Annotated in this window: 21 protein-coding genes; 4 read left to right on the top strand and 17 right to left on the bottom strand. The window is 58.4% G+C overall.

Annotated elements, in window-relative coordinates; genetic code table 11:
• The first annotated feature begins 195 nt into the window (after positions 1-195).
• Complete coding sequence (locus ACVWY9_RS07930; protein ID WP_457388051.1) at positions 196-1179, top strand: glycosyltransferase family 2 protein; 984 nt, start codon at positions 196-198, stop codon at positions 1177-1179.
• On the opposite strand, the gene ACVWY9_RS07935 is transcribed toward ACVWY9_RS07930, so the two are convergent.
• Complete coding sequence (locus ACVWY9_RS07935) at positions 1134-2015, bottom strand: inositol monophosphatase family protein (protein ID WP_457387999.1); 882 nt, start codon at positions 2013-2015, stop codon at positions 1134-1136. The genes ACVWY9_RS07930 and ACVWY9_RS07935 overlap by 46 nt on opposite strands.
• 142 nt (positions 2016-2157) lie before the next feature.
• On the opposite strand from ACVWY9_RS07935, the gene ACVWY9_RS07940 reads away from it, so the two are divergent.
• Positions 2158-4134: a protein kinase domain-containing protein gene (locus ACVWY9_RS07940; RefSeq protein WP_457388000.1), complete on the top strand. Its 1977-nt coding sequence runs from the start codon at positions 2158-2160 to the stop codon at positions 4132-4134.
• A gap of 370 nt (positions 4135-4504) precedes the next feature.
• Here ACVWY9_RS07940 and ACVWY9_RS07945 read toward each other — a convergent pair whose 3' ends face one another.
• The 4 genes from ACVWY9_RS07945 to ACVWY9_RS07960 form a co-directional block, all read right to left on the bottom strand.
• The gene (locus tag ACVWY9_RS07945) at positions 4505-6028 is read right to left on the bottom strand and encodes a S10 family peptidase (RefSeq protein ID WP_457388001.1); all 1524 of its coding nucleotides are present in this window, start codon (positions 6026-6028) and stop codon (positions 4505-4507) included.
• 84 nt (positions 6029-6112) lie between these two features.
• The gene (locus ACVWY9_RS07950) at positions 6113-6706 is read right to left on the bottom strand and encodes a hypothetical protein (protein ID WP_457388002.1); all 594 of its coding nucleotides are present in this window, start codon (positions 6704-6706) and stop codon (positions 6113-6115) included.
• Between the two features lie 201 nt (positions 6707-6907).
• Positions 6908-7930, bottom strand: coding sequence for a thiamine-phosphate kinase (thiL, locus tag ACVWY9_RS07955; RefSeq protein ID WP_457388003.1), 1023 nt, complete (start codon positions 7928-7930; stop codon positions 6908-6910).
• A gap of 114 nt (positions 7931-8044) precedes the next feature.
• Entirely contained in the window at positions 8045-8695 is a 651-nt protein-coding gene (locus tag ACVWY9_RS07960; RefSeq protein WP_011433463.1) for a class I SAM-dependent methyltransferase, read from the bottom strand.
• Positions 8696-8811: 116 nt separating this feature from the next.
• Between ACVWY9_RS07960 and ACVWY9_RS07965 the strand changes: the two genes are divergently transcribed.
• Positions 8812-9027: a hypothetical protein gene (locus ACVWY9_RS07965; protein ID WP_011433464.1), complete on the top strand. Its 216-nt coding sequence runs from the start codon at positions 8812-8814 to the stop codon at positions 9025-9027.
• Positions 9028-9051: 24 nt separating this feature from the next.
• Here the strand turns inward: ACVWY9_RS07965 and ACVWY9_RS07970 are convergent, their stop codons facing one another.
• The 3 genes from ACVWY9_RS07970 to ACVWY9_RS07980 form a co-directional block, all read right to left on the bottom strand.
• Positions 9052-9906, bottom strand: coding sequence for an ABC transporter permease (locus tag ACVWY9_RS07970; RefSeq protein WP_011433465.1), 855 nt, complete (start codon positions 9904-9906; stop codon positions 9052-9054).
• Between the two features lie 140 nt (positions 9907-10046).
• The gene (locus ACVWY9_RS07975; RefSeq protein WP_414380813.1) at positions 10047-11060 is read right to left on the bottom strand and encodes an ABC transporter ATP-binding protein; all 1014 of its coding nucleotides are present in this window, start codon (positions 11058-11060) and stop codon (positions 10047-10049) included.
• 132 nt (positions 11061-11192) lie between these two features.
• Entirely contained in the window at positions 11193-12386 is a 1194-nt protein-coding gene (locus ACVWY9_RS07980; RefSeq protein ID WP_457388052.1) for an RNA-guided endonuclease InsQ/TnpB family protein, read from the bottom strand.
• A gap of 306 nt (positions 12387-12692) precedes the next feature.
• Between ACVWY9_RS07980 and ACVWY9_RS07985 the strand changes: the two genes are divergently transcribed.
• Positions 12693-13688, top strand: a complete 996-nt coding sequence (locus ACVWY9_RS07985) for a hypothetical protein (protein ID WP_457388004.1) — start codon at positions 12693-12695, stop codon at positions 13686-13688.
• Between the two features lie 422 nt (positions 13689-14110).
• Here the strand turns inward: ACVWY9_RS07985 and ACVWY9_RS07990 are convergent, their stop codons facing one another.
• From ACVWY9_RS07990 to ACVWY9_RS08030, 9 genes are all read right to left on the bottom strand, one after another.
• Positions 14111-15247 carry an aminotransferase class V-fold PLP-dependent enzyme gene (locus tag ACVWY9_RS07990; protein WP_457388053.1) on the bottom strand — a complete coding sequence of 379 codons (1137 nt, stop codon included), beginning with the start codon at positions 15245-15247 and terminating at the stop codon, positions 14111-14113.
• A 270-nt stretch (positions 15248-15517) separates the two neighbouring features.
• Positions 15518-17143: a peptide chain release factor 3 gene (locus ACVWY9_RS07995; protein WP_457388005.1), complete on the bottom strand. Its 1626-nt coding sequence runs from the start codon at positions 17141-17143 to the stop codon at positions 15518-15520.
• Positions 17144-17446: 303 nt separating this feature from the next.
• Entirely contained in the window at positions 17447-18280 is an 834-nt protein-coding gene (locus ACVWY9_RS08000; protein ID WP_457388006.1) for a hypothetical protein, read from the bottom strand.
• A 1-nt stretch (position 18281) separates the two neighbouring features.
• On the bottom strand, positions 18282-19082 hold the full coding sequence (locus tag ACVWY9_RS08005) for a ParA family protein (RefSeq protein ID WP_414351212.1): 801 nt from the start codon (positions 19080-19082) through the stop codon (positions 18282-18284).
• Positions 19083-19240: 158 nt separating this feature from the next.
• Positions 19241-20425 carry a pyridoxal phosphate-dependent aminotransferase gene (locus tag ACVWY9_RS08010; RefSeq protein ID WP_414399639.1) on the bottom strand — a complete coding sequence of 395 codons (1185 nt, stop codon included), beginning with the start codon at positions 20423-20425 and terminating at the stop codon, positions 19241-19243.
• Positions 20426-20482: 57 nt separating this feature from the next.
• Positions 20483-21085, bottom strand: coding sequence for a hypothetical protein (locus ACVWY9_RS08015; RefSeq protein ID WP_238376736.1), 603 nt, complete (start codon positions 21083-21085; stop codon positions 20483-20485).
• 61 nt (positions 21086-21146) lie between these two features.
• Positions 21147-22058: a cell division protein FtsX gene (locus tag ACVWY9_RS08020; protein WP_457388007.1), complete on the bottom strand. Its 912-nt coding sequence runs from the start codon at positions 22056-22058 to the stop codon at positions 21147-21149.
• A 93-nt stretch (positions 22059-22151) separates the two neighbouring features.
• A complete protein-coding gene (locus ACVWY9_RS08025) occupies positions 22152-22826 on the bottom strand; it encodes an ABC transporter ATP-binding protein (protein ID WP_011433476.1) in 675 nt (224 codons plus the stop codon).
• Positions 22813-23742 carry an ABC transporter ATP-binding protein gene (locus tag ACVWY9_RS08030; protein WP_457388008.1) on the bottom strand — a complete coding sequence of 310 codons (930 nt, stop codon included), beginning with the start codon at positions 23740-23742 and terminating at the stop codon, positions 22813-22815. Before ACVWY9_RS08030 ends, ACVWY9_RS08025 begins: the two co-directional genes overlap by 14 nt.
• Positions 23743-23745 lie beyond the last annotated feature (3 nt).

Here is a 23745-nt window from a genome sequence, read left to right on the forward strand (position 1 = left end):
TAAACAGAAAGATCAACTGGTAGTAATCCGTACTGAACATATTATACATTATTTTCAGTATAGTTGAGCTTATTATTGACTAGAGTCATGCTCCTAAAAGCCCTCTAGCCTAACAGGCAGCGCGAACCCCTCCTCCCTGAAGCGTTTTGCTCAACTTTTGCTCTAAGGTTGCACGGCCATCTCCAGGGATCCCCGGTGTACATCAGCGTCATCATTCCCACCTACAACCGCCGTCCGATTTTGGAGCAGTGTCTGCGGGCCTTGGCGCAGCAGCAGGCCGGCCCCTACGAGGGCTACGAGGTGGTGGTGGTGGACGATGGCTCCACCGATGGCACAGTGGAATGGCTGCAGAACAACCCCGTTGGCTTGCCCCAGTGGAAACTGTTGCAGCAGGAGCACCGCGGCCCCGCCGCTGCCCGCAACCTGGGGTTTCGCCACGCCCAGGGATCCCTCATCGTCTTTATCGACAGCGACCTGGTGGTGGTGGATCACTTCTTGGCCAGCCACGCCCAGATGCTGCGGCGGCACGGCGTTACAGGGGATCCCCGCTCCCCCCACGAGGCCAAGGTCTTCACCTACGGGCGGGTGATCAACACGAGCAATTTTCAGGATCCCCGCTCCGAACCCTTCAAGCCCACCGATTTTTCGGCAGCCTTTTTCGCCACCGGCAACGTGGCCATTGCCCGCCATTGGTTGGAGCTGGCCTGCGAAACCCCCGCCGGCCCCTTTGACGAGCGGTTTCACCTCTACGGCTGGGAAGACCTGGAGCTGGGGGTGCGGCTAAAACGTTTGGGCCTGCGCCTGGTCAAGTGCCCCCAGGCCACCGGCTACCACTGGCATCCGCCCTTTGAGCTGCAGCAGATCCCGGCCCTTATCGAGCGGGAACGGCAACGGGGCCGCATGGGTATTCTCTTTTACCAAAAACACCCTACCTGGGCCGTGCGCCTGATGATCCAACTGACACCCCTACACCAATTCCTGTGGGGGCTTTTATCCCTGGGGGGCTGGCTGAACGAGAAACGGGTGGAACCGCTGCTGCGCTGGTTGATCCGGCATGGCCGCTCGCAGTTGGCCTTGGAGCTGTGCCGGATTTTTTTCCTCAACTGGTACAACGTGCAGGCCGTTTACGAAGGCTACAGAGCGATGAAAGCGCGAAATAAGGGGATCCACTCGGCTTGAGCTGCCACCAGGGCGGGGTAAGTGAGTCGGCCATAATCCTTGCCGGGAATGAGAGGCTGGCCGGGATCCGGATCGGTGCAGCTCAGGGGTTCCCAAACGGCGCCGGCCCCCTTGACAATGGCCCACACTGCCGCCACATCCCAGATCTTGGGCGAGCGTTCCACCGCCCCCAGAAGGCTGCCACCGGCCACCGCCAGCAGGTTGTAGGCAGCACCCCCCAACATCCGCGCTTTGCAGGGGAAGTGTGGGCTAATCCAATGGCTGCTGCGGGAACAGAAATTAAACAATTGGTTGGGGCCGGGTGAGGCGGTGCTAGGACGGATTGGCTGGGGACAGGCGGGATCCCGGTCGTGGCGGGTGAGAAAAGCTCCTGCTGCTGCATCCCCAGGAAACCGAGGCCAATAACCGTAAAAAGTCTGGCGGATGGGCGGCAGATGGACACAGCCAAACACCGGCACGCCCCAATGCAGCAAAGCCAAGGAGCTGCCCCAAATGGGGATCCCACGGGCAAAATTGGTGGTGCCATCCAAAGGATCCACTACCCAACACCACTCCTTCTCGGGAAAAATGTGGTTGGATTCCTCGCTCAGATAACCGTGATCGGGGTAGGCAGCGGCAATGGCCCCTTGAAAAGCGCGATCCGCCCACTGGTCAGAAGAGGTTACCAAGCTGCCGTCGGCTTTTAAGGACTCCGTCCCGCTGGCGCGAACCGTAGGGTGGGCCTGGCCAAAGTCTGCCAAGAGCTGGGATCCCACGCTGGCCGTAGCCTGCAAGGCAAACTCGGTAACCTCCAGCCAGAAAGGGGATAGAGCAGCAGTTGCAGAAGGAGCACTCATGCCCCAATCCTAGCGGGATCCCTGGCTTTTGGGGTGAAAAAGGGTTCGCAATGGCAAGCGGATCCCTCACAAGCAGGTTCTAGGCCCATAAGCTGAATAGAATCAAATCACAGGTAAACTCCCCAGCTGGCCACCCTCCTCCATGAACCAGCGCCTGATTGGACAACTGATTGGCAACCGCTACCGGCTGACCCGCCACATCAGCGAGGGTGGCTACGGCAATGTGTTCGAGGCGGTGGATACCCAGCTCAATGACGAGCTGGTGGCCGTCAAGTTGTTGCGCCCGCCGCCCCCGGACATGGGCCCAGAGTACTACCAGCAACTGCAGCAACGCTTCATGGATGAGGCCAGGGTCAGCGCTCTGTTGGGCGAGCACCCCAACATCGTGCAGGTGCGCTCTTACGGCCTGTACCAAAACCAGCCCTACCTGGTGATGGAGTACCTGAATGCCAAACCCTACAGCGGCCAGGGGTTGGACTATGTGCTGGCTCGGGAAGGCCCCCTGCACCCAGAGCGGGTGGTGAACTTGGCTCTGCAGATTTGCTCTGCCCTGCACCACGCCCACAACTTTCAGATGGATCTGGGCAAACACTCCATTCGCGGCGTCATCCACCGCGACATCAAGCCCAGCAATATCTTTGTGCAGAAAGGGCCCGATGGGAAAGAGCGGGTCAAGATCCTGGACTTTGGCATTTCCAAGCTCATGGGGGAGACCTCTCGTGGCCTGACGCAGACGGGCTATTTTTTAGGCACGATGGTCTACGCCTCGCCGGAGCAAATGCGCGGAGAAAAGCTGGATGGCCGCTCCGACATCTATTCCCTGGGGGTGGTGCTGTACGAGCTGTTAACCGGTGCGCTGCCCTTCGAGCCGGATACCGACACCTTGCAGGGCTGGTACCACGTCCACAACTTTCAAAAGCCCCGCCCCTTCCAAGACCACAAGCTAGCCCACCCCATCCCCGCTGCTCTGGAGAAGGTTGTCCTCCAGTGCCTAGAGAAAGACCCTGCCCTCCGCCCGGCCAACATGGAAGGGCTCGGCCAGCAGCTACAGGCTGTCTATGGAAACAAGATCGCCCCTCCTGCCCCGTTCGTTCCCTCAAGTTCATCTCCTGCATCTCCAGGTGTTCGTCCCCAGCGGATCCCGACCGGATTTGGCCAGCCGACTTCCCAACAGCCGATGGGTCGAGCCGCCCCAGACGAGGAAGAAAAGCTACAACGGGCGGTAAGGCTGATCGAGGCAGGCGAGTACAAGATGGCCGTCCATCTGCTCAATGAGCTGATCCAGAGCGCCCCCAACGAAGCCCGCTACTATCTCTACCGCGGCCTGGCCCACCAACGACAGGGGCATTGGGGCCTTGCCCAGATGGATTATCAAGGGGTGCTGCGGCTGGAGCCGGGTAACCCTTCAGCGGAACAGGGGCTGCGCGAGGTGGAACAGAAGGTTGGGCAGGAACATGTCAACAGCAAGTCCGGCTCTCATCTGTTGGATGCACCCCTGAATGCACCCCGCCTGGGCAAAGGGTCAGCGTTGAGTTGGCTCTTGGCCAATTTGGGGGCGGCTGGGATCGGCTACCTGGGGCTGGGGGCATCAGCGCCTCTGCTGGCGGCTTTGGGATCATTACAAGGGGCGGTGGCTGGAGCCGGCCTTGGCTTGCTGATGGGGCTGCTGCAGTGGCTGGTGTTGCGGCGGCAGGTTTCGGTGGGATGGGTGGCTGCAACTTTGCTGGCCACGGCTTTGGGCTGGGCGGCGGCGGATTTCCTCGCTCCCCAGGTGGGGGTAGCAACCTCTGGTTTTAACCCGACGGATCCCTGGCTCCAAAATGTCTTGCAGGCAATGGGAGATGCGCTGCGCGGTTTGCTGGTGGGGGTCGGCGTTGGTGGGCTGCAATGGGCCTTGTGGTCTCAGCGCTGGAAAGGTAGCCGGGCTTGGATCTTGGCGGCAGTTGCCGAAGGGGCAGGATCGGCTCTGTTGATGGGTTGGCTGCTGGACAATACTACCTTGAACAGTTGGCTGCTGCTGATCGTGGGGCTACTGGCCAACACGCGCCCCCTTAGCGCAATGGTGCTTTTGAATTTGCGCCGGATCCCTACTGTTCAAAATCAACAACAAGCCCCTTAGCCCACAGGGATCCCATCTGAGTTCTCTCTCTCAAGAAGAGGGAAAGACAGGAATCAAAACCGCTCATTATTTTTCTCACGATTTTTCTCACGGTTACCGGGGAGCGCCGTGAGATCCCCAGCTCAGAGCTACGCGACTGGTTGTAGGGAGTAGGGTCGTTTGAGCTACTGAGAAAAGCCCTATGGCCCTGTGCATGCAACGTTTTGGGTGTGGGCCACTGTCCTGGCCTAAATTTCAAGAGGGCAAGGATGCACGCTATAGAGGAACTTTCTAGCGGAGCTATTGCACCGGCTAGTGTCTCATTGCCATTTGAATTGACTATAAGTGCTGCTGCAAAACCAGGAACCAGAATCCTCGCCCGGCGAGTATGTTATGACTCTGAGCTGGAAGCTGTTTTCGAGTAAAACTCACGCATTTCTGTAAACCACTCCAATCGCGAGGGATCCCAGGTGTAGAACATGTGTCCGCCGCGATAATGACGTAGGGTGAGGTTGGCCTTCAACCGCGGATCCAACTTCATCAAATCCACCAGGTGATTCGAGGCAAAGTAGGGCGTGACCAGGTCGTAAAAGCCATGATGAATGCTCACCCGCATGTGGGGGTTGAGGGCCATGCTGCTGCGCAGCTCGTCCATTGCCCCGATGAATCCTTGCTTAAACTCTCCTTTTGGGGTGAACCGCCAGGACTTGAACACCTCCAGGTTCAGTAGGTGATAGGTCAACTCCGTTTCCACCTGCAAGGTCTCTCGCAAGTGGCTGTTGATGGCTGCCGTGAACAGGCGATCGATCCCATCCAAGGTGGGATCGGATCCCTCGAAGGTAGGCCGATCCGGAAAGGGATCCACCGTGGTTACAGAAGCATCGTAGAGCCCCAGCACCAGTCGCTGCGACCGCAACAGCTCGCGGGCAAAACTGGCGATATCGATCCGCCCGCCTTTGTGGGCTACATATTCTGGAGATAGGCCGATCCCTGCTGCCATTTCCTGATACACCGCTTGCCGTTCTGCCTCTGGCATTGCCTCCCCCATGGCCAAGAGGGGCAGCAGACGTTGTCGGGCAAAGCGTTCTGCTTTGGGCAGCAGGATCTGCAAATCCTCCCCCCAGCCACACCGTCCATGATGAGCTGCTGTAGCTACGTAGGAAGGGAAAAGCGTTGCCCAAGTGCTGAGGTTGTAATCGTTGGTCTCCAGCAACCCAAACTCAAGTGCAGGCGAGATGAGAATGGCCCCCGACAAGCCTACGCCAAACTTGGATTGCAGCTCCTTGGCCAGCCGCGCCACCCGAAACCCACCGTAGCTTTCGCCGGCAATGAAAATGGGGGAGAGCCAGCGTTTGTATCGGGAAAGAAAGCCCTGAATGAATTCTCCCAAGGATTGCAAATCCCGCTCCACATCCCAGAAGGGCGATTCCTTAGGAGGCTCCTCCGCCTTAGCATCCGGCTGAGGGGGCTTGGATGCCGGATCGGATTTCTCCCGGGAATCTTTGGGGTCTTGAGAATCCTTGGGCAGGGCGCGGCTGAACCCCGTCCCCACCGGATCGACAAAGACCAGGTCGGAAAAGGGCAACCAACTTTCGGCATTGTCCACCAGCCGCACCGGGGAGGGGGGCAAACTGCCGTTGGGCCCGAAGCCAATCCGTTTGGGCCCCAGCGCTCCCATGTGCAGGTAGGCAGAAGCTGCCCCAGGCCCACCGTTGAACACAAAAGTGAGAGGGCGGTGCTGAGAGGCGGAGTCTTGCTTTAGATAGGCGACGTGAAAGATCTCGGCCACCGGCTTTTCCCGCTGAAAAAGGGTCTGCCAACCGGCCAGCGCTCTGTAGGTAAAGCTCTCCTCTCCAGCCGTAAACCTGTGCTCGGTGGAGGAGAGGGGGGAAGTGGGCTTAGATTCAGTAGCCATGAAAACAGGGATCCGCAATCTGATCCCCAGTGAATCACAAGTTGCCGACCCTCAACACTCCCAGAGGAATCTCCAAACGGCACCTCACAAAGTCAGCGGAGCTTCCAAAGTTAGATTGAAAGATTGGCCGGGGCGCAGCACCACCACCTGCGGAGCGGTAACATTGCCCACCACCACTCCGGTCGCGGCACCTCCCAGGACATTGCCCACCGAGACTCTGCCCGTGATGGCCCCCAAAATGGCTCCCGCGGCTGCCCCAATGGCTGCATCCTGAGCGATGGCCTCAGCCGAATACTGACGGGGATCCTTTTCGTCGTGGAGGATGTTGGAGGAAGCCCGCAGGCTGTAGGTACGACCGCCGAGAACAATGGAAGTGCCGACAAAGCGGGATCCGCCCGGTGCAGGTTCCATCTGTCCAAAAATGCGGCTACCCGCCGGGATCACCAAGCGCCCCTGGCTGTCAAAAATGTTCTGAGTAACGGCCACTTCCAGGGGATAGACGGTGTCGGGATAAAAGTATTGCGGCCCTTCGCTACTCAGGCTGCCGACCGGGATAATCGTCCCCTGCTCAAGGCGGTAGGCACCCAATTCAAAAAGCGGCTGAGCCGAACTGGGCAAGGGGGCCAACGAAGGGATCCCGGCCAGGCCAAGAATGGCTGCTGTTAAGATAGCTTTCATGAGTAGAGTCTCCAATGCTTCTCCAAGTTCTGCCGAGTTCTGAGCAGTTGCCTGAAGCTATTCCAAGTCAATTTGCTTCCTTGTCTCAGCTTCTCTCCACTTCTAGGTTATCGAATCCTTCCTAGGGCTTGTTTTCTCCCACAAGTCGATTTGTCTTCAACTGTTGGCAGTTTGGGTGACCATCCTGCAGCACAACGCCTCTTAGAAATGCTGGAAGGCTTGCTGACGGCTGAGGGCTTGCCCGTCCTTCAGCCAGACGGTTCCCTGCGGATCCCAGCCTGTCACTTCTCCAATCCAAACGGCCCCCGGCAATCTTTCCAACAGATGCTTGGCCACCGACACCTCGGCACTGAGGAGCAGCTCAAAATCTTCGCCTCCATAGAGCGCCCATTCCCAGGCTTGGGCCGGGAAAGCCTGCCGCAAAGCTTCTGAAATCGGGATCCGCTCCACGGCAATCCTTGCCTCCACCCCACTGGCCTGACACACCTGCACCAGGGCATCTGCCAAACCATCGCTGGTATCCATGCCGGCAATGCGCAAGGGATCCGGGATCCCTTCTAAGAGGGGCAACAGATCCAGTCGCGGGCGTGGGTATTGGTGAGCCCTGATCAACTGCTCGCGCTCGGCTGCCGTGGCTGAGGATCCCTGTTCAGGATGGAGAAGCAGTTCCAAGCCTGCCCGCGCATCTCCATGCGACCCTGTCACCACCAGCCAATCGCCGGGTTGAGCCCGTCTGCGCTGAATAGCCCGCCCCGGCTGCACCCTTCCCAAAGCCGTGATCGCCACGAACCGATGCGGCGACCGACACAGATCCCCTCCCACCAGTTGGCATTCCCAGCGGGCGCAACAGTCCCGCATCCCTTGATAAAGCTCCTCCACCCAAGCAACCGGCGTGGAGCCCGGCAAGCCCAAACCCACCACCAACGCCTGCGGACGGGATCCCATCGCGGCCAGATCCGACAGATTGGCGGCCACCGCGCGCCAGCCCACCGCATGGGCCGGGGTCGTCAGATCGCTGAAGTGAACTCCCTCCACCAACACATCGGTTGTCACCACCAACTGCCCCTCCGGAGCAGCTAACACCGCCGCATCGTCTCCCACCACCTGGGCCGGACAGTAGCGCTGCACGATCTGCAGCAGCCCCGCCTCCCCAATTGCCGAGATGGGTAGGGGGGAAGGATTGCCGTTTTGTGGGGAAGAACTGTCAGAAAGACCGGAGAACAAGACAGACCTCTGAGGGTAGCGAGGATAACACAGCTGCAAGATCTGGTGGATGCTGGAGTCTTGTTGGATATTTCCAAGGATCCCGCCTGCACGCCACAGGCAAGCTGGAGAATTCTACCCCGCCGTCCGCTGTCCAATCAGGGCATAGAAGGGATCCCCGCCTCCGCCTGCCCAAAAGCCCAGCCAACCCATAGGGGCAGGCCGCTGGATCACCTTCACCACCGCAAACCCTGGCACTGACTCAAAATAGCGCCTGACCAACTCCACTCGCCCCGCCTCAGAGTTGTCCCGCCAAGCCTGGATCGCCTTCTGGAAAAACATGCGATTGGAGAAGCTGACGATGAAGAGGCCCTGGGGCTTTAGGATGCGATACACCTCGGCAAACACCTGCTCTGGCTGCTGCAGATATTGCACCGAGACCGTGTTTAGCACCGCGTCGAAGGATTGATCAGGGAAGGGCAGACTTGGGTTTTGGTTCAAGTTTTGGATGAAGAAGTGATCCAGCCGGGGGTTGGCCGCCAGTTCCTCCGGGTTCATCCCATGCCCCTCCACATGGGCAAACTCCATCTCAGGCGGCAAATGGGAGACCCAACTGCTCATCAGATCGAGAATGCGGGTCTGGGGCCGCAAATGCTCGCGGTATAGATCGGTGAGCTGGCCAATGAAGCCAGAATCCACATGAGTCACGAAGCGAGGATAGCTGTAAAAGAGGGCATCGTCGCTGGGATCCAACTTGGAGCGCTGCCAATCCTTGAGCACCACCATGGCCAAACGGTTGCAAATCTTAATCAAAGCTAACATTTTGGAAGCTTCGGAAAAGGGGTGGGCGTGATACCTTAGCAGAGCAACAGTGGCCATTTCGCGAAGGACTCTTTGCCGTGATGTCTGTGTCTCACCCCTCTTCAGCGGCTCCTTCTTCTTCTGGGTCTAACTTTGGCCTGCGGGAGTACGTAACCGAACTGCAGCTCCACATGGCTCTGCAGGCTCGCAGCCTTACTCCTTCTCTCAGCGTTTCCCCAGCCCAGGACAGCCCCCTGGCTCTGGTGCAGCGGGCACAGGCGGCTATGGAGAAGTCCGTTTCCCGCCAGTGGCTTTGAGCGGCACAGCCTGGGCAGAGAGGCTCAGGCCAAGCTTTTGCGCAACACCCCCTGCACCAGTAGAACCGACACCCCCACAAACCCCGTCAAAAGGCCCAGGGATCCCGCCAGGGTGAGATCGCCCCAGGGAGCCTGCAGCACCACATCGGCCCAGCTCCAATGGCTGCTGCGGTAAACATGGCGGATGGGCTCGATGGCAAAAGTGAGGGGGTTGAGGCTGGCCACCCAACGCAGCCAGGTGGGCATAAAGCTCAGGGGAGCCAAGGCCGTGCTGGAAAAGATCAGGGGCAAGTTGACCAAAAAGATGAAAGCCAGCAATTGCTGGTGCCCCGGCATGGCAAAGGCCAAGCCCAAGCTCAGGGCCGTGAAGCCCAAGACCAACAGGCCCACGATCAAGGCCACCACCGCCAAGCCTGGCCCGTCTGGGATCCCGGCCCCAAGGGCGTAATCTGCCCCCACAATCACCGCCGTCTGCAGCAGCGCCAAGCTGACGATGAACAGGCTAGAGGCGAGAACGATGGAAAAACGAGAGGTGAGGGGAGCCACCAACAGCCGGTTCAAAAAGCCAAATTCTCGGTCGAAAATCACCGGCACCCCAGCATTCAAAGCTCCACCAAAAGCCGTAAACACAATGACTCCCGCCCCCAAAAACTGGGTGTAGTTTTGTCCGGCCCCGAAAATGCCGGCAGGAGCATTCTGAAACAAGGCTCCAAATAGAATCAGCCAGAGCAACGGCTGGATAATGCCGGCCAGCAAGGTTGTGGGGCGACGCTGCAGTTGGATAAACAAGCGGCGGGTGAGGGCAAAGGTCTCCTGCCAAAAATCAGCCGTCAGAAGGGGGATCGGGTTAGATTGAACCGGGGAAGAGGCAGAGGTCATACCCAAGCTCCTGTAGAGTTGTGATCAATGAATGTGTGATGAATGAATGCAGTATCTAATCCATCAACCAATACAACCAATAAATATCTCGATATGCCTTTGTACAGGGATCAATGGGGCTCGAGCATGAGGTGATGAAGTTACTTTTTCTTTTTGCCCAGATTGGCCTCGGCAGCGGCCAGCTCCGCATCCATGAGGGTTTGCCCGGTTGCCGCCAAATACACATCATCCAAGCTGGGACGAGACTGGGTGCTGCTGAACACCTCTAGCCCATGAGCCTGCAAGTGGGCGCGAATCTGGCTGAGGGGATCCTCTCCATTCCGCTGCACCACCAGGTTCAGGGCGTTGCCCTGGGCGCTGTTGATCACCACCTTCTGGACAAAGGGCAGGGATCCCAGCAGTTGGGCACCCCGCTGGGCCAGTTCTGCCGGGGCAAATTCCTGCAGCTTGACGGTGATGCGCTCGCCGCCGACGCGGGTTTTCAGCTCCTCGGGGGTTCCCTCGGCAATCACCTTGCCCCGGTCGATGATGGCCACCCGATCCGCCAGCAGGTCGATCTCCTCCAGGTAGTGGCTGCTGAGCACCACTGTGATCCCTGTGTTCTTGAGTTGGCGCAGAAAATCCCAGATGGCCAACCGACTGGGAATGTCCAGGCCCACCGTGGGCTCGTCCAAGACCAGCACCTGGGGTTGATGGAGCAGTCCTGCCGCCAGATCCAAGCGTTTGCGCAGCCCGCCGGAGTAGGTACCGATGCGCTGGTCGGCACGGTCGGTCAGCCCCAGCAGCTCCAGGACGGCAGCGATTCGCTCTTGGGCCAGGGGGCGCGGCAGGTGGTAGAGGTCGGCCTGCAACTGCAACAATTCTCGCCCGGTCAGCACCTTATCCAAAGCCACCTCTTGGGCAACAAACCCCAGTTTTTCTCGTACCGCTTTGGGGTTTTCGCTGGCTGGGATCCCGTACACCTCTATCCGGCCCGCATCGGGACGAAGCAAGGTGCAAAGGCAATGCAAAGTGGTGGTCTTGCCGGCCCCATTGGGGCCGAGAATGCCGTAGATCTGGCCGGGTTCCACCTGAAACGAGACGTCCGCCACGGCCACTGTGGATCCGTAGCGCTTTTGAAGTTGCTCTACCAAGACCGCAGGAGTATCTGACATGGGTATCCACATCTCGCTTCCTCTAGGCTATCAAGCCTGTTCGGGAGATGAGGCCAGGGATCGCCACCATTTCTTGCTCGTTGCCGCCAGCCCCCTAGGGATGGTGGGAGGTAAACTACCCGGCTCCGACCGCTAAGCGGTACGGAGCGGGCTTTCAGTAGCCCTGAGCCTGTTCTGCTCTACCAGAGAACAAAACAAGCCCGGACCTCTAGGCTGGTTTACGACAGCCCCCAAAAGCGCAATCACATTCGCACCATTCAAATCCGCATCTCCTTCCCATCCACAGTGCCCACACTTGAACGACTTGCCACTGCGGTAGGATTGCGCAGGATCGGGATGGATGTGCAAGCACTGGTGACAGGTCTGCGACGTGTAAGCAGGCGGCACAAGAACCAGAGAAACCCCTGCAACTCTCGCCTTGTATTCCAGAAACTGGCGTAGTTGGTAGAACGCCCAACTGTTGGTCCTACGCCGCTCGGCTTTGCTGCGTGGCTGTTGATTGACCCTTTCCCGGATCCCTGTCAAGTCTTCCAGAGCAATAGCGCTGTTTGTGACCTTTGCCCTAGAGACAATAGCTTTGGAGATGCGATGATTGACCCACACTTGAAAGCGCCTCTCCTTGCCAGACAGCCGTTGCAACAGTTCTCTGCATCTGCGCCGCGAACTGCGGGTGCCCTTACTGGCTTTGCGTTGGAGTACCGCCCTCAACCGGGAGTAGCGGTCGCGGACTCGGTTCAACTGCTGTCCATTCCAGTTGTCCCCCTCTGACGTATGGGCGATATCCGTCCTGCCCAAGTCCACCCCGATCACCTTGTCGGTATCTTGTTGCTTGGGTGGCTTTTCCTCTACGCAAATCTGGATGTAGTAGGAGCCATCCTTCCGCTGGACTAGGGTGGCCGATTTGGGGTTAGAGCCAGCCAGCATCCCACGCTGGTAGTTGCCAATGGCTAGTTCAAAGCGCTCTCGCCCCTCCACCGTGGTCAGCGACACCGTCCAGTCTTTCTCGCGAAACGAGAAGATACGTGCATCGTAGGTAACGAACCTACGCTTGAACTCTTTAACTGGACGGTTGCGCTGTCTCGCCACTTTGCGAGCGCCCGCCACCCGTCTGCACACCTGTTGAGCCAAGTTACTGGACAAGCCGAACCGAGCTCGAATCTCGTAGTAGCAAAGGGATTGCAGTTTGACCGCGTTGACGATCTTCTCCGGCGTGTTCTGGTTGACCCAGTTCAATGCCTGCACAAAGACATCCATCGTCGCGTCCAATTTGGCGGCTTGTGACGGGAACGCCTTGAGCTTACAGGATATGGTCAGGACTTGGCTCATAAGTCTATTGTACTTCATCAAAGCGCATTCCTCCCGGCACTGACCCTACGGGTACAGTGCGGGGCTCCTGCGATTTCTAGCTGAACCGAGGCTCACGGTATAGTGGTTCAGGCGAATCCGATGAGTGCAGAGGGATCCCCGCCCATCCTCAACTCAGTCCGGTTGGGTCGAACCCTCGCCAAGGTGTCTGTTGTGGAGAGGAGATGAATGCTGAAGCCAAAGCATGCCTGCCGGCCCCTGCTGCCGACTTGTGGGAGCTCGGATTCCCCTATCGAAAAAGGATGCTCTGTTGTAGCTTATACAGCCTTGGCCATTTTAGCGCTTGGCTTGGTCGGTTGCGGCGAGGGAACAACTCCTCTGGGCCCCCTGGAAAATGTCTTCCTGCGGGCGGATGATTTTGAAATCACAGGAGGATCCCCGGCAGCGGGCGCAGTGGGGCCCTACCTACAGTTCAACATGCGGCGGCAGCGGGATAACCAAATCCTAAATCGCCCCCTTAATGTCTATGTGGACAATGCCGGGCTGGCAGAAAGGCGGAATCCCCTTTTGGATAACCAAAACCGTCCTATTCTCTTACAGCGCTCGGTGGCCTTCTTGGGCAATGGGCTGGATCTGAACAGAGATGGCCAGCCGGATCTGCCCCCCAAAGAACCCCCCAACTTCACCAGTGGCCCGCTGCTGCCCTACACCCCGCCCAATCAGTGGCAAAGCCGGGCTGCCCTTGCCTATGTCCCCGGACAGGCCAATATCCCCGGACGGAGTCCCAGCGACCGCTTTGGCATCTACTTTTCTTCCATCCTGCCCTACACCGGGCAGCTTCGCTTTCGCGCCCGCGACGAGCTGGGCAATGCCTTTGCCCGCACCTTTGAGGTCACCTACCCGCCGGCAGCCAGCCGCGCCACGGTCACGGTTACCTTGGCCAACCTCACCGCCACTGCCCAAGAGCCGGTTCTCATTGCCATTTGTAACCAGTTGGGAGCTGCTGCCGTGGTGGGCCTGCGGAGTGGCACGTTCACCGAGCTGGTGGATCTCCTGCCGGCCCCAGGGCTGCCGGTGGATCCCACCTTGAGCGAGCCCATCCGCTATGTGGCCGAGGCTTATCAATTTAACCGCGATCGAGCCGTGATCCGCGTCTCCCAAAATCCCGCCGATCCCAGCCGCATGAGCGTTCCTCTACTGGGATCCGAAGGGGCAACCGGTCGGGCAGATCTGACGCTGGTGAACTCCGCAGGGGATCGGCTTACCTGCTTCAACGATCGGCTTTCGGATCTGCGGGATACGTTTTCTGACTTTTTCAGATAGTCAATTCAAATAGCAATGAGACACTGGCCAGTAGAATAGTCCGACTCGCAAAAGCAGGCCTTGTCACTTCATCAACAGAAGTTCCTCCATCTGCATGCATCCTTGCCCTCTTGAAAGCACTGCGGTCGCTTCAAACTAGATTGAGACGCTCCCCAAGCGTTCCGCGCTGCTTTTACCGACTCCCATACCCTTCCCTTCCGCTGTATGACCGGCTTTGTACGTCTGTGGGTCTGCTCCCTTCCTGGACATGCCCTACGACTCTCTCTCAGGTCAAGGCTTCTTTCTGAGGTCTACTGGCATGCCATCCTACCTGCAACGTCATCTCATCCTCAACTGAATTGACCATAGATTTGGAATCGTTTTACTGGTGTGCGAAGCAACTATACTTGCAATGTCGTGAAAGCGGCTCAACCGACAAAACCTCAGGGCAGATGCTGCAAGGCCAGCGCCAACTGTTCGTACTCTGCCAAACGGTTGTAGACCTGGGCCGAGATGCGTACCCAAAGCTGCCCGGCGAAGGGGATGATCGGAACCTCAATGCGGTACTTGTACCAGAGGTAATCGTGAAGCCGACGGGCGCGCTCCTCAAGAGGAAGCTCAGGGATCCACTGCTGCCAAAATGGCGGCAAGGGTAGGGTGGCCATAAAGCCCAACATCTTTTCGGGGGCGGGCGGGATCCCCTCAAGAGCCTCCAAGAGCAACTGCCGCGCCTGCAGCAGCAGAGTGTGGTTGTGCTGACGGATGTTGTCCAGTCCCACCCCTTGGATAAACGCCAGGGCTGCTGAAATGGCCAACCAAGCGCTGGGATCCCGTGTGCCCACCCAGTCGAACTCCGCTGTGAACCCTTGCCCATAGCCGTGGGAGATCACCGTAGGATGAGTTTGGGCCTGTCGATAGGGGGCCACCCACAAAAAGGCACAGCCTTTCGGGGCAAACAGCCACTTGTGGGCATTGCCGGTGTACCAATCGGCTCCTAGCTTTTCCAACTCCAAGGGGAGAACTCCGGGGGCATGGGCGCCATCCACCAAAACCGGGATCCCGCGCTCCCGACAGAGGCCGATCAGCTCAGGCAGGGGGTAGATCAGAGCCGTAGGCGAGGTGAGGTGATCCAACACCGCCAGGCGAGTTTGGGGAGTGAGGATGGCCTCGAAGGCCGCGATAACCTGCTCTGGCCCCGCAATGGGGAAAGGGATCTGCGCCTCAACCGGGATGGCTCCCCACTGGGCATAGACATACTGTAGCGCCTGACGAACGGCCCCGTAACCGTGATTGGTGCAGGCGATCTGATCCCCTGGCCGGAACCGCAGCGAGCGCAAAACGGCATTGACCCCGCTGGTGGCATTTTCCACAAACACCAAATTTTCGGGTTCGGCCCCGACGAAATGGGCCAGTTCTGCTGCCGCCGCCCGCAAGGCTCGAGGAAGTTCCTCTCCCATAAACTGCACCGGCTGAGCCTCAAGGCGTTCCCGCCATACACTCTGGGCCTGCAACACCTTTTTCGGGGTCGCGCCGTAGGAGCCGTGATTCAAAAAAACGGCTTGCGGATCCAGTCCCCACAAGGAGCGTTCGCAAAGTGGCGCACAAGCACTGAGGGCAGCGCCAAAGTGGGGAGAATCGGATCCCAGGTTGGAGAAGAAAGGCATGGTTCACTCCCTCTGTCCCTGGACGATGCAGGAAAAAGATGGGGGAATTGCTGCGATCTGTGTGAGGGGTTTGCTCAGAAATCCGAAGATATCAACACCTATCAACACCGCTGATGTGGAGACCAATGGCATCTCGACTGAATGTCAGAACCTAAGGCTCTTTGAGACGGATTCTCTTAGGTTGATCTATTGGCCGTCACCCAATTCTGGGCCGAGATCCGAGATAGGGGCAATTTTGCTGAGCTTGATTTTAGGGTTGCTGGCAGCAAATTGCTGTAAAGTCCACTCGTTCTTAAACAGAAGAACGGGCCTGTCTTGAATGTCTTTAACAACTAGGGTGTTAAACAAGCTGGGAATATTCTCCAGCGCCTTCCAGCCATTCTCGACCCAGCGAGCCAGTGTGTAGGGCAACATCTCCAGTCGGGTTTCGACGTTGTATTCACTTTCAAGGCGATACTGCAAAACCTCAAACTGCAACTGGCCCACCGCTGCCACAATCGGATCCCGTTTGGAATCGTCGATAGAGTACATGATTTGTACAGCCCCTTCTTCCCGCAGTTCCGCTACCCCTTTCTGGAACTGCTTAAACTTGGAAGGATTGGGATTCTTCAAGTAGGCAAACAGCTCAGGAGAAAAGCTAGGGATCCCGGCGTAGCGCAGCTTCGGGCCGGTGTAGATGGTATCCCCAATGGTGAAGATGCCGGGATTATTCAGGCCGATCACATCCCCAGGGTAAGCTTCATCGATGGAGATGCGCTCTTGAGCAAACAACTTCTGGGGATAAGATAGGCGAATGGGACGATTGAGGCGGGCATGGTTGACCACCATATCCTTCTCAAACTTGCCGGAACAGATGCGCACAAAAGCAACGCGATCCCGATGGCGGGGATCCATGTTGGCCTGCAGCTTAAAGACAAAGCCCGTAAACTCAGGATGTTCGGGCGGGATTAGCCCAGCAGTGCTCTCGTGAGGCATTGGCGGTAAGGAATACTCCAAAAACGCATTGAGAAAAAGCTCCACCCCAAAATTGGTCATGGCACTGCCGAAAAAGACCGGGGTTTGTTTGCCAGAATGCACCTGTTTTAGATCCAAGGTGGGCATGAGACCATCCAGCAGTTCCAGCTCTTCCTTGAATTGGTAATACAAGTCCTTGTCGATCAACTCCTCAATTTGCGGATCCCCAAGTTTAATGACGGTATCTTGAACTCTTAGCCGCCCCCCAGATACCCGCTCAAAGAAATGAAACTCCTGAGTTCGGCGGTCAAATAGCGCAGTAAACCGCTCGCCTGAGCCAATTGGCCAGTTGACAGGATAGGGCTTGAGGCCCAGTTCCGTCTCAATTTCATCCATCAGCTCCAAGGGATCCCGACTTGGGCGATCCATCTTGTTGATAAAGGTAAAAATCGGCAGCCCCCGCATCTGACACACTTCAAACAGCTTGCGGGTCTGGGTTTCCAACCCTTTGCCGGCATCTTCCAGCATCACGGCATTGTCAGCCGCTGCCAGGGTGCGATAGGTGTCTTCGCTGAAGTCCTGGTGGCCGGGAGTATCCAGCAGATTGAGACGAATGTTGCGGTAATCAAATTGCAGGACGGTAGAGGTGATGGAAATACCTCGCTGCTTTTCCAGTTCCATCCAGTCGGAAGTGGCCCGCTTTTGCGCCCGACGGGCCTTCACAGCTCCCGCTTCTTGAATGGCCCCCCCGTACAACAGCAGCTTTTCGGTGAGGGTGGTCTTCCCCGCATCGGGATGGGAAATGATGGCAAAGGTGCGCCGTTGCTCTACAGCTTTGGTCAAATCAAGATCTTTCATCAACTGTTGCCGCTCCACTACAACCTGGTCGTTTTAAAGAAGATGACGTTGCAATGCTGTCCCCTAAACGATGGGAGAAATAGGGAGAAGATAGAAAAACAAAAGTGAGAAGTAGGGTGAATAATGCACTTGATGATAATGGGCTTGGGTTGCCGCCAGGTAGCGAGGGGGAGAGAGCACAGGCCGAAAAGCGCGAAAAGCCAACAGAACCATTTTGACCCTAGCACAGGAACAGGGATCCCTGTTGTCTGGCATACTGGCGGAGATCTTGAGGGGGAATTTCCCAGGCCAACCGGCCAGAACTCAAAGCAGATGCTGCTCGTTGTTGTTGCGCAACGCTGACGTGAAGAGCAGTTGCTCAATCGTGGCAATGGTGAAGTTTTGGCTGATCACCAGCCGCTCGACGCGAATGCGGTGGGCTTGCAGGAGGCAATCTTGCTGCAAGGGCTTGGGCAATTGTTCCCAATGATCCAGCAGGACTTCCAGCAAAATCTCGCCCGGTAGCCCGGTGGCGCTTTCCAGGGATCCCAGCTTTTCTACCCTCTCGGCAGACCATTTGAGGGTAAGCTTTTGCAGGCCCAGTTGTGCATCCAGAGCCTCGCGGGGATCCGACTGGGCAGTGTGCCCATGATAGGCGCCATTGCGGCGAACCCCATTGCCGGTGCCGGCGGTAGCAGGGGGCAAAAGCTCGGCTGGCCCTTCGGTTGGCGGTGGAGTACCGGCCCATTTGGCCGGACTGACCTGGGGTGGGGAGACAACCCTTTCCACCTCGACCGGAGCGGGCGACAAGTTGGACAAGGGATCCGCATCCCGAGAAGGAGCTTCAGGTGTGGAGAGCACACTGGCCAGGAGAGGCATCCGTCCTGCGTCTGGTGGGGTTGTGGCAACCTGGCACAGAGGGGACGAGGCGGCGGCAGATGGATCGGGCTCAACATCTAATGCCGCAGGGTGAGGCAGATCCAGGGAATCCGTCCCCCTGTTGTCCTCTGGACGGTGCGGAGCCTCAACGCCATCGGCAGCCGTAGGCGCAAGTTCCATCGGCTCTGGCTGCTTATTCACCCCCATGCGCGAGAGCAGATCCGCCTTGGTGGGGCCGGTGGGCAATTTTTTTTTGGGAGGCTTCTTGGCGGTAGCCATGTTAGCGGGCCTCCAGCACAGCCTTGAGGATCTCGCGATAAGGTTGGGCCAGGAGATCTTCCCCTGCCTCCGCCAAGGACCAGCCCATGCTGTTGGTTTGCTGAACGACCGTACTTTGCCGCACCGGCGTAAAAATGGGGATCCCTTGCATCATTTCCGCCAAGGCTTCCACCGCGGCCCGCGACATTTTGGTGCGGTTGTTGCCCACCCACTGTTCCCGTGTGGGGAGCACCCCCAAAAACTTGGGCACATGAAAATCCAGCTCTTCCAATTCTTTCAACAGCACCAGGGTACTTAGGGCCCCCATCACCCCCTTTTGGGTACATTCCGTCGGCACCACCAGCAGATCGGCGCTGAGAATGCTGTTGTAGGTGAGCAACCCTTTCGAGGGGGGGCTGTCGATGACCAAAAAGTCATACTCCGGCAAAATCGGTCGCAAAGCCCGCTTCAAAAACAGCTCCCGCCCCGGCTCCATCACGATTGCATCCATGGCCCGCGAGAGACTGTAATCGCTGGGGGCCAACCACAGCCGCTCCTGGCGATCCTCATTCAACGGCGGACGGATAATCTCCCGAATGTGAACCCGATCCGCCCCCGGCAAAATCGTCTCGGCAATGGTGGCCGACTCCGACAGATCCGTCCAGCCCATCCACTGGCTCAGGTTGCCCTGTGGGTCAAAGTCAACAGCCAGCGTCTTGCCATGCTCGGCCAGCATGATGGCCAAGTTGAGGGCGGCTGTGGTCTTTCCGGATCCCCCACTCAAACAGGCAACGGTGATGACAAGCGCCGTTCTGCCAGACATGAGTTATCCCCTCGTAGCCCATCCCCTAACACTATAGCTAGGGTTAAGCAATGGTGTTCACACTTCAGATAGGGACCTCGCCGCTGGGAATGGCCTACAGGGATCCAGCCGCTGGGAGCTGAGCTTCCTCAGTTCTTTTCGATCCTCGGATTGAATTCTCAGAGGGAAGACACAAACCGGTGCAGCCGCTGCAGCCCTTTTTCGAGGGTGGTGCGGTCGGCAGCGTAGGAAAGGCGAATGTAGGAATCTGCCCCAAAGGCTACCCCCGGCACAGCAGCCACGTGGTGTTCCTTGAGCAGCTGCCGGCAAAACTCCACCGAACTTAACCCGGTTTGGCCGATGTTGACAAACACATAAAATGCGCCCTCCGGCTCCGGGCAAGTCACCCCCGGCAAGGTGCGGATCCCGTCCAGCATCAGATCTCGCCGCTGCCAGAATTCTTGGCGCATTTTTTCCACAGCCGCTGCCGATAGGGGGCTGGTCAGGGCTTCCAGAGCACCGTACTGGGCGAAGGTGCAGACATTGGAGGTGCTGTGGCTTTGCAGGTTGATGGCCGCCTCAATGATGGGCTTGGGCCCGGCCAAGTAGCCCACCCGCCAGCCGGTCATGGCGTAGGCTTTGGCGAAGCCACTGCTGAGAATCAGGCGCGGCATCAAGTCAGGGCAAAGGGATCCCAGGCTGATGTGGCGGGCTTGTCCATAAACCAGCTTTTCGTAGATCTCGTCGCAGATCACGTACAGATGGGGGGCGGAGAGGATCACCTCTGCCAGAGCTGCCAGCTCGTGCTGGTGGTAAACGGCTCCGGTGGGGTTGGCCGGCGAGTTGAGAATCAGCAGCTTGCTGCGGGGGGTGAGGGCCTGGCGCAGTTGGGCGGCGGTGAGCTTGAACCCCTGGGCCTCTTCCGTCTGCACCTGCACAACCTTTGCCCCTGCCAAAATGGCAATTTCGGGGTAGCTGACCCAGTAGGGAACAGGCAAGATCACTTCATCGCCGGGATCCAGCAGCACCATGGCCAGGTTAAACAGGGTTTGCTTGCCGCCGTTGCTGATCAGGATTTGGTCGTGGCTGAACTCCAGGCCGTTTTCCTGCCGCAGCTTATCGGCCACTGCTTGGCGAAGGGCGGGGATCCCGGCGGTGGGGCCGTAACGGGTTTTGCCCTCTTCCAGAGCACGGATGGCCGCGGCCCGAATGTGGTCAGGCGTATCGAAATCCGGCTCGCCCGCGCTCAAGCTACACACATCCAGCCCCTCTGCCTGCATGGCTTTAGCCAGAGCCGAAATGGATAGCGTGGGGGAAGGGGATAGATGGGCGACCCGTTGGGACAAGCCGGCAGCAGACACCATCGGTTGGGAAGCTCTTTGGTTTATTTTAAGGTTCTCAAGCAGGGCCAATCTAGATAGCTAGGCTACTGCGGTCAACAGGCGGGTACCATCCACCAACAGCAGTTTGTTGCCCTCTCGCTCTGCCAACAGATCCCAAAACTCGCCCGCCACAGCTCCGGGCAAGAACCCTTCCAAGCGCAATTGCAGAGGAGCAAATTGCTTGGTTCCCTGGGGCTTGCGCCGCACGGTCACCTCAACAAAGCCATCGTGGGGCTCGACAATGCCGCGGATGTTAAAGCCTTCCTCTGTGTCCTCAGGGGCAGGCAAAAACGGTTCTTCTTCCCACTCTGGGTCTTGCTCCTCTTCCGGCAGGGCCAGGATGCGGATAATGCTCAAGCCCAAAGCCCCCCCTGAACGCGGCTGCGGCTGCACGTAGTACCAGTAGGTATGGCCGCTCTTGATGCAGTGCTCGAAGGGGCCGAGAAGCTCGGCGCGTCCGGGGGTAGCCGGATATTCTGCTCCGTCAGAGGCAACCAAGGTTGCCTGCGCATAAGTCTTGGGGATCGATTTCAGGGATCCCTTAATCAGGCCCAAAGCGCGGAACTGGTAGGGGTGGGCGGGAGGAGGCAATGGGTTCATGGCGGCCAGATCTTGGAAAGCCAGGGAAGTAGAGTCCATCATCTTATCCTATGGCGATCCTCAGATTGGAATATCCAGGGCTTTCCTCAGCATCGCCTCCAGCTCATCGCCCTGCCGACTTGCGCACCGCGATCAAGCTGCTGGTGGTGCCCAGAAAAACCCCCATCCCCAACAACATCGACGGCAAGAGCCAAAACTCCAGTTGGCTGCGATCTGCCTGCATCACCTTGAGGAAGGGCAAGGCAATCAACTGCTCCAGCAGCTCCTGCAGCAACTGCTGGGATCCCAAGATCAATCCCCAAGCTCCCACTGCGCTGATCACCCCAAACAGGCACCCTTGCAAAATAAAGGGCAAGTAAATCCAGGCTGCTGTCGCCCCCACCAATTGCATCACCTCGATCTCCCGCCGCCGCGCCATGACGATGAGGCGAATGGTGGTGGTGATGACCGCCACCGCTGTCAGGGCCAACACGCCGGTAATGGTCAGGGATCCCAGCCGTAGCATGTCCTGGAGCTGGGCCAGTTGCTCCACAATGCGGTCGCCGTAGTAGACCTCATCCACCCCTTCCAGTTGGCGAATCTGCTCCGCCACTTCCCCCAAGGCTTCGGTGGAATCCGCCTTAACCCGCAGAGCATCCACCAAGGGGTTCTCCCCCAACTGGGTTTCCATGGCCGCCTCGTCTTGGATCCCCATCTCGATCAAGAGGGTGCGCCAAGCTTGGTCTTTGGTGATGACCTTCACCTCGGCCACATGAGGCAGTTGGGCAACCTGGGGTTGCAGCTCCACCCCCTGTCGTTCCGGCTCCAGATAGACGGAGATCTCCAGTTGTCCCCCCAGAGACTGCACCGTTGCATCCACACCCCAGGACAGCTCAACGCCGATCCCCACCAGGAACAGCAACACCAGCAGGGTGCTCACCGCAGCCCAGTTCAGCCAGCCCCCCCGCCGCAACCCCAAAAAAGTCTCCTGTAGGAGATAGCGGATTTTATTGAGAAATCGGGAGAGAGATTGCATGCTGTTCTCCATCCAACAATCAATGGGCTCAGACCCTTGCCCCCTGGAGCTCAACAGAGCCTGTGGAGAGCAAAATAGGGATCCCGGCAGCCCTCAGCGCAGATCATACAGGCGCCCTCCCTCCATGCGCACCACCCGGTGGCCGGCCCGCTCCACCAGATAGGGGTCATGGCTGGTCATGATGACGTAGCGGCTGCAGAGCCGTTCCAGGAGAAAGCGATCATGACTGATGACCAAAAGCCCCATCTGATGTGCCCGCCCATAGGCCAAGACAGCTTGCCAGATCAGGGCTTGGGTATTGGCGTCGAGCATGGCTGTCATCTCATCTGCAATCAAATAGCGAGTTTGTGGGTTGAGAACCCGGGCGATGACAACCCGCTGCAATTCTCCCCCGCTTAGCTCATGGGGATAGCGGTTGAGCCAACTGGGGGAAATGCCTAAGGTGTGGAGAACCTCTGGCTGGGGAGGAGGCCCTTCCCGCAAGACCTGAGCTATGCGCCAGTGGGGGTTAACGGCCTGCTCTGGATGTTGAAAGACAAGCTGCACTGGGCAGTACCCTCGCCGAGGCAAAGGCTGCCCTGTCACACTCACCCGACCTTGGCTGGGGGTAAGGTAGCCCGCCAGCAACTTGGCCAGAGTAGTTTTGCCAAAACCAGAGGGAGCCATCAGCCCTACGACTTCCCCAAGTTCTACTTGAAGGGTCTGATCTTGCACCACCCAAGGCAGATGCCGTCCATAGCGAAACCAGAGATGCTCACCCTTGAGCATGGATACACCTCACCCAACCTCCTCCAACCGCCCGCAGAGGCGGACGCTCAGCTCGACAGATTTCACTTGCCCAGGGGCAGCGATCCCCAAACAAACAACCCGCAGGCAGTGCCTCAGGGTCAGGCTGGTTGCCCGGCAGGGGAGCAAACTCATTTTGGGGCAGGGATCGCCACAGAGCTTGAGTGTAGGGGTGGCGCAAGTTTCCCCTTTCGAAATCCTGAGCCGAGGCCAACTCGACTGTAGTGCCCGCATAGAAGACTGCCACTCGATCTGCCACCGACAACGCCGCCTGAATATCGTGTGTAATCAACATAACGCCTCGGCCCTCCTGGGCCAGCTCCCGCAGATGGGCAAGGGTCTCAGCCACCACCTCCGCGTCCAAGCCTGGCGTAGGCTCGTCGGCTATCACCAGCTTGGCTCTGCTAACTGCCGCCGTCGATACCAGCACCCGCCGTGCCATGCCTCCGGAGAGCTGGAAAGGGTAGAGGCCCTCTGTTCCCGGCGGCAAGCTATAGCGGGCAAAGATGCGGCTCACTGCTCTACGGGCCTCGCCTTGGGAGGCACCGCTGAGCCGAGCTACCCGCTGTACCTGGGATCCTACTTGCATGAGGGGATCCAGGTAGTCCACAGACTGGGGGATGAGAGCAATGGCCTTGCCGCGCAGTTGCCTACACCGCTCAGGGGTCAAGGGCTGCCCCTGAAATAGGAGAGTACCGCGCAGGGTAGCGTTCTCTGGCAAAAGACCCAAGAGGGCATGGGCCAGCAAACTTTTGCCCGATCCGCTGGCCCCCACCACTGCCACCACCTCCCCTGCCTTAACCTCCAGATCCAGATCTGTAATCACCTGAAGGTAGCGGCGGCGCAGCCCCCGCTCGTATCGGCTGAACCTAATGTTTAGGCCGGAGACCACCAACATTTC

This window comes from Thermostichus sp. OS-CIW-31, assembly GCF_054060305.1.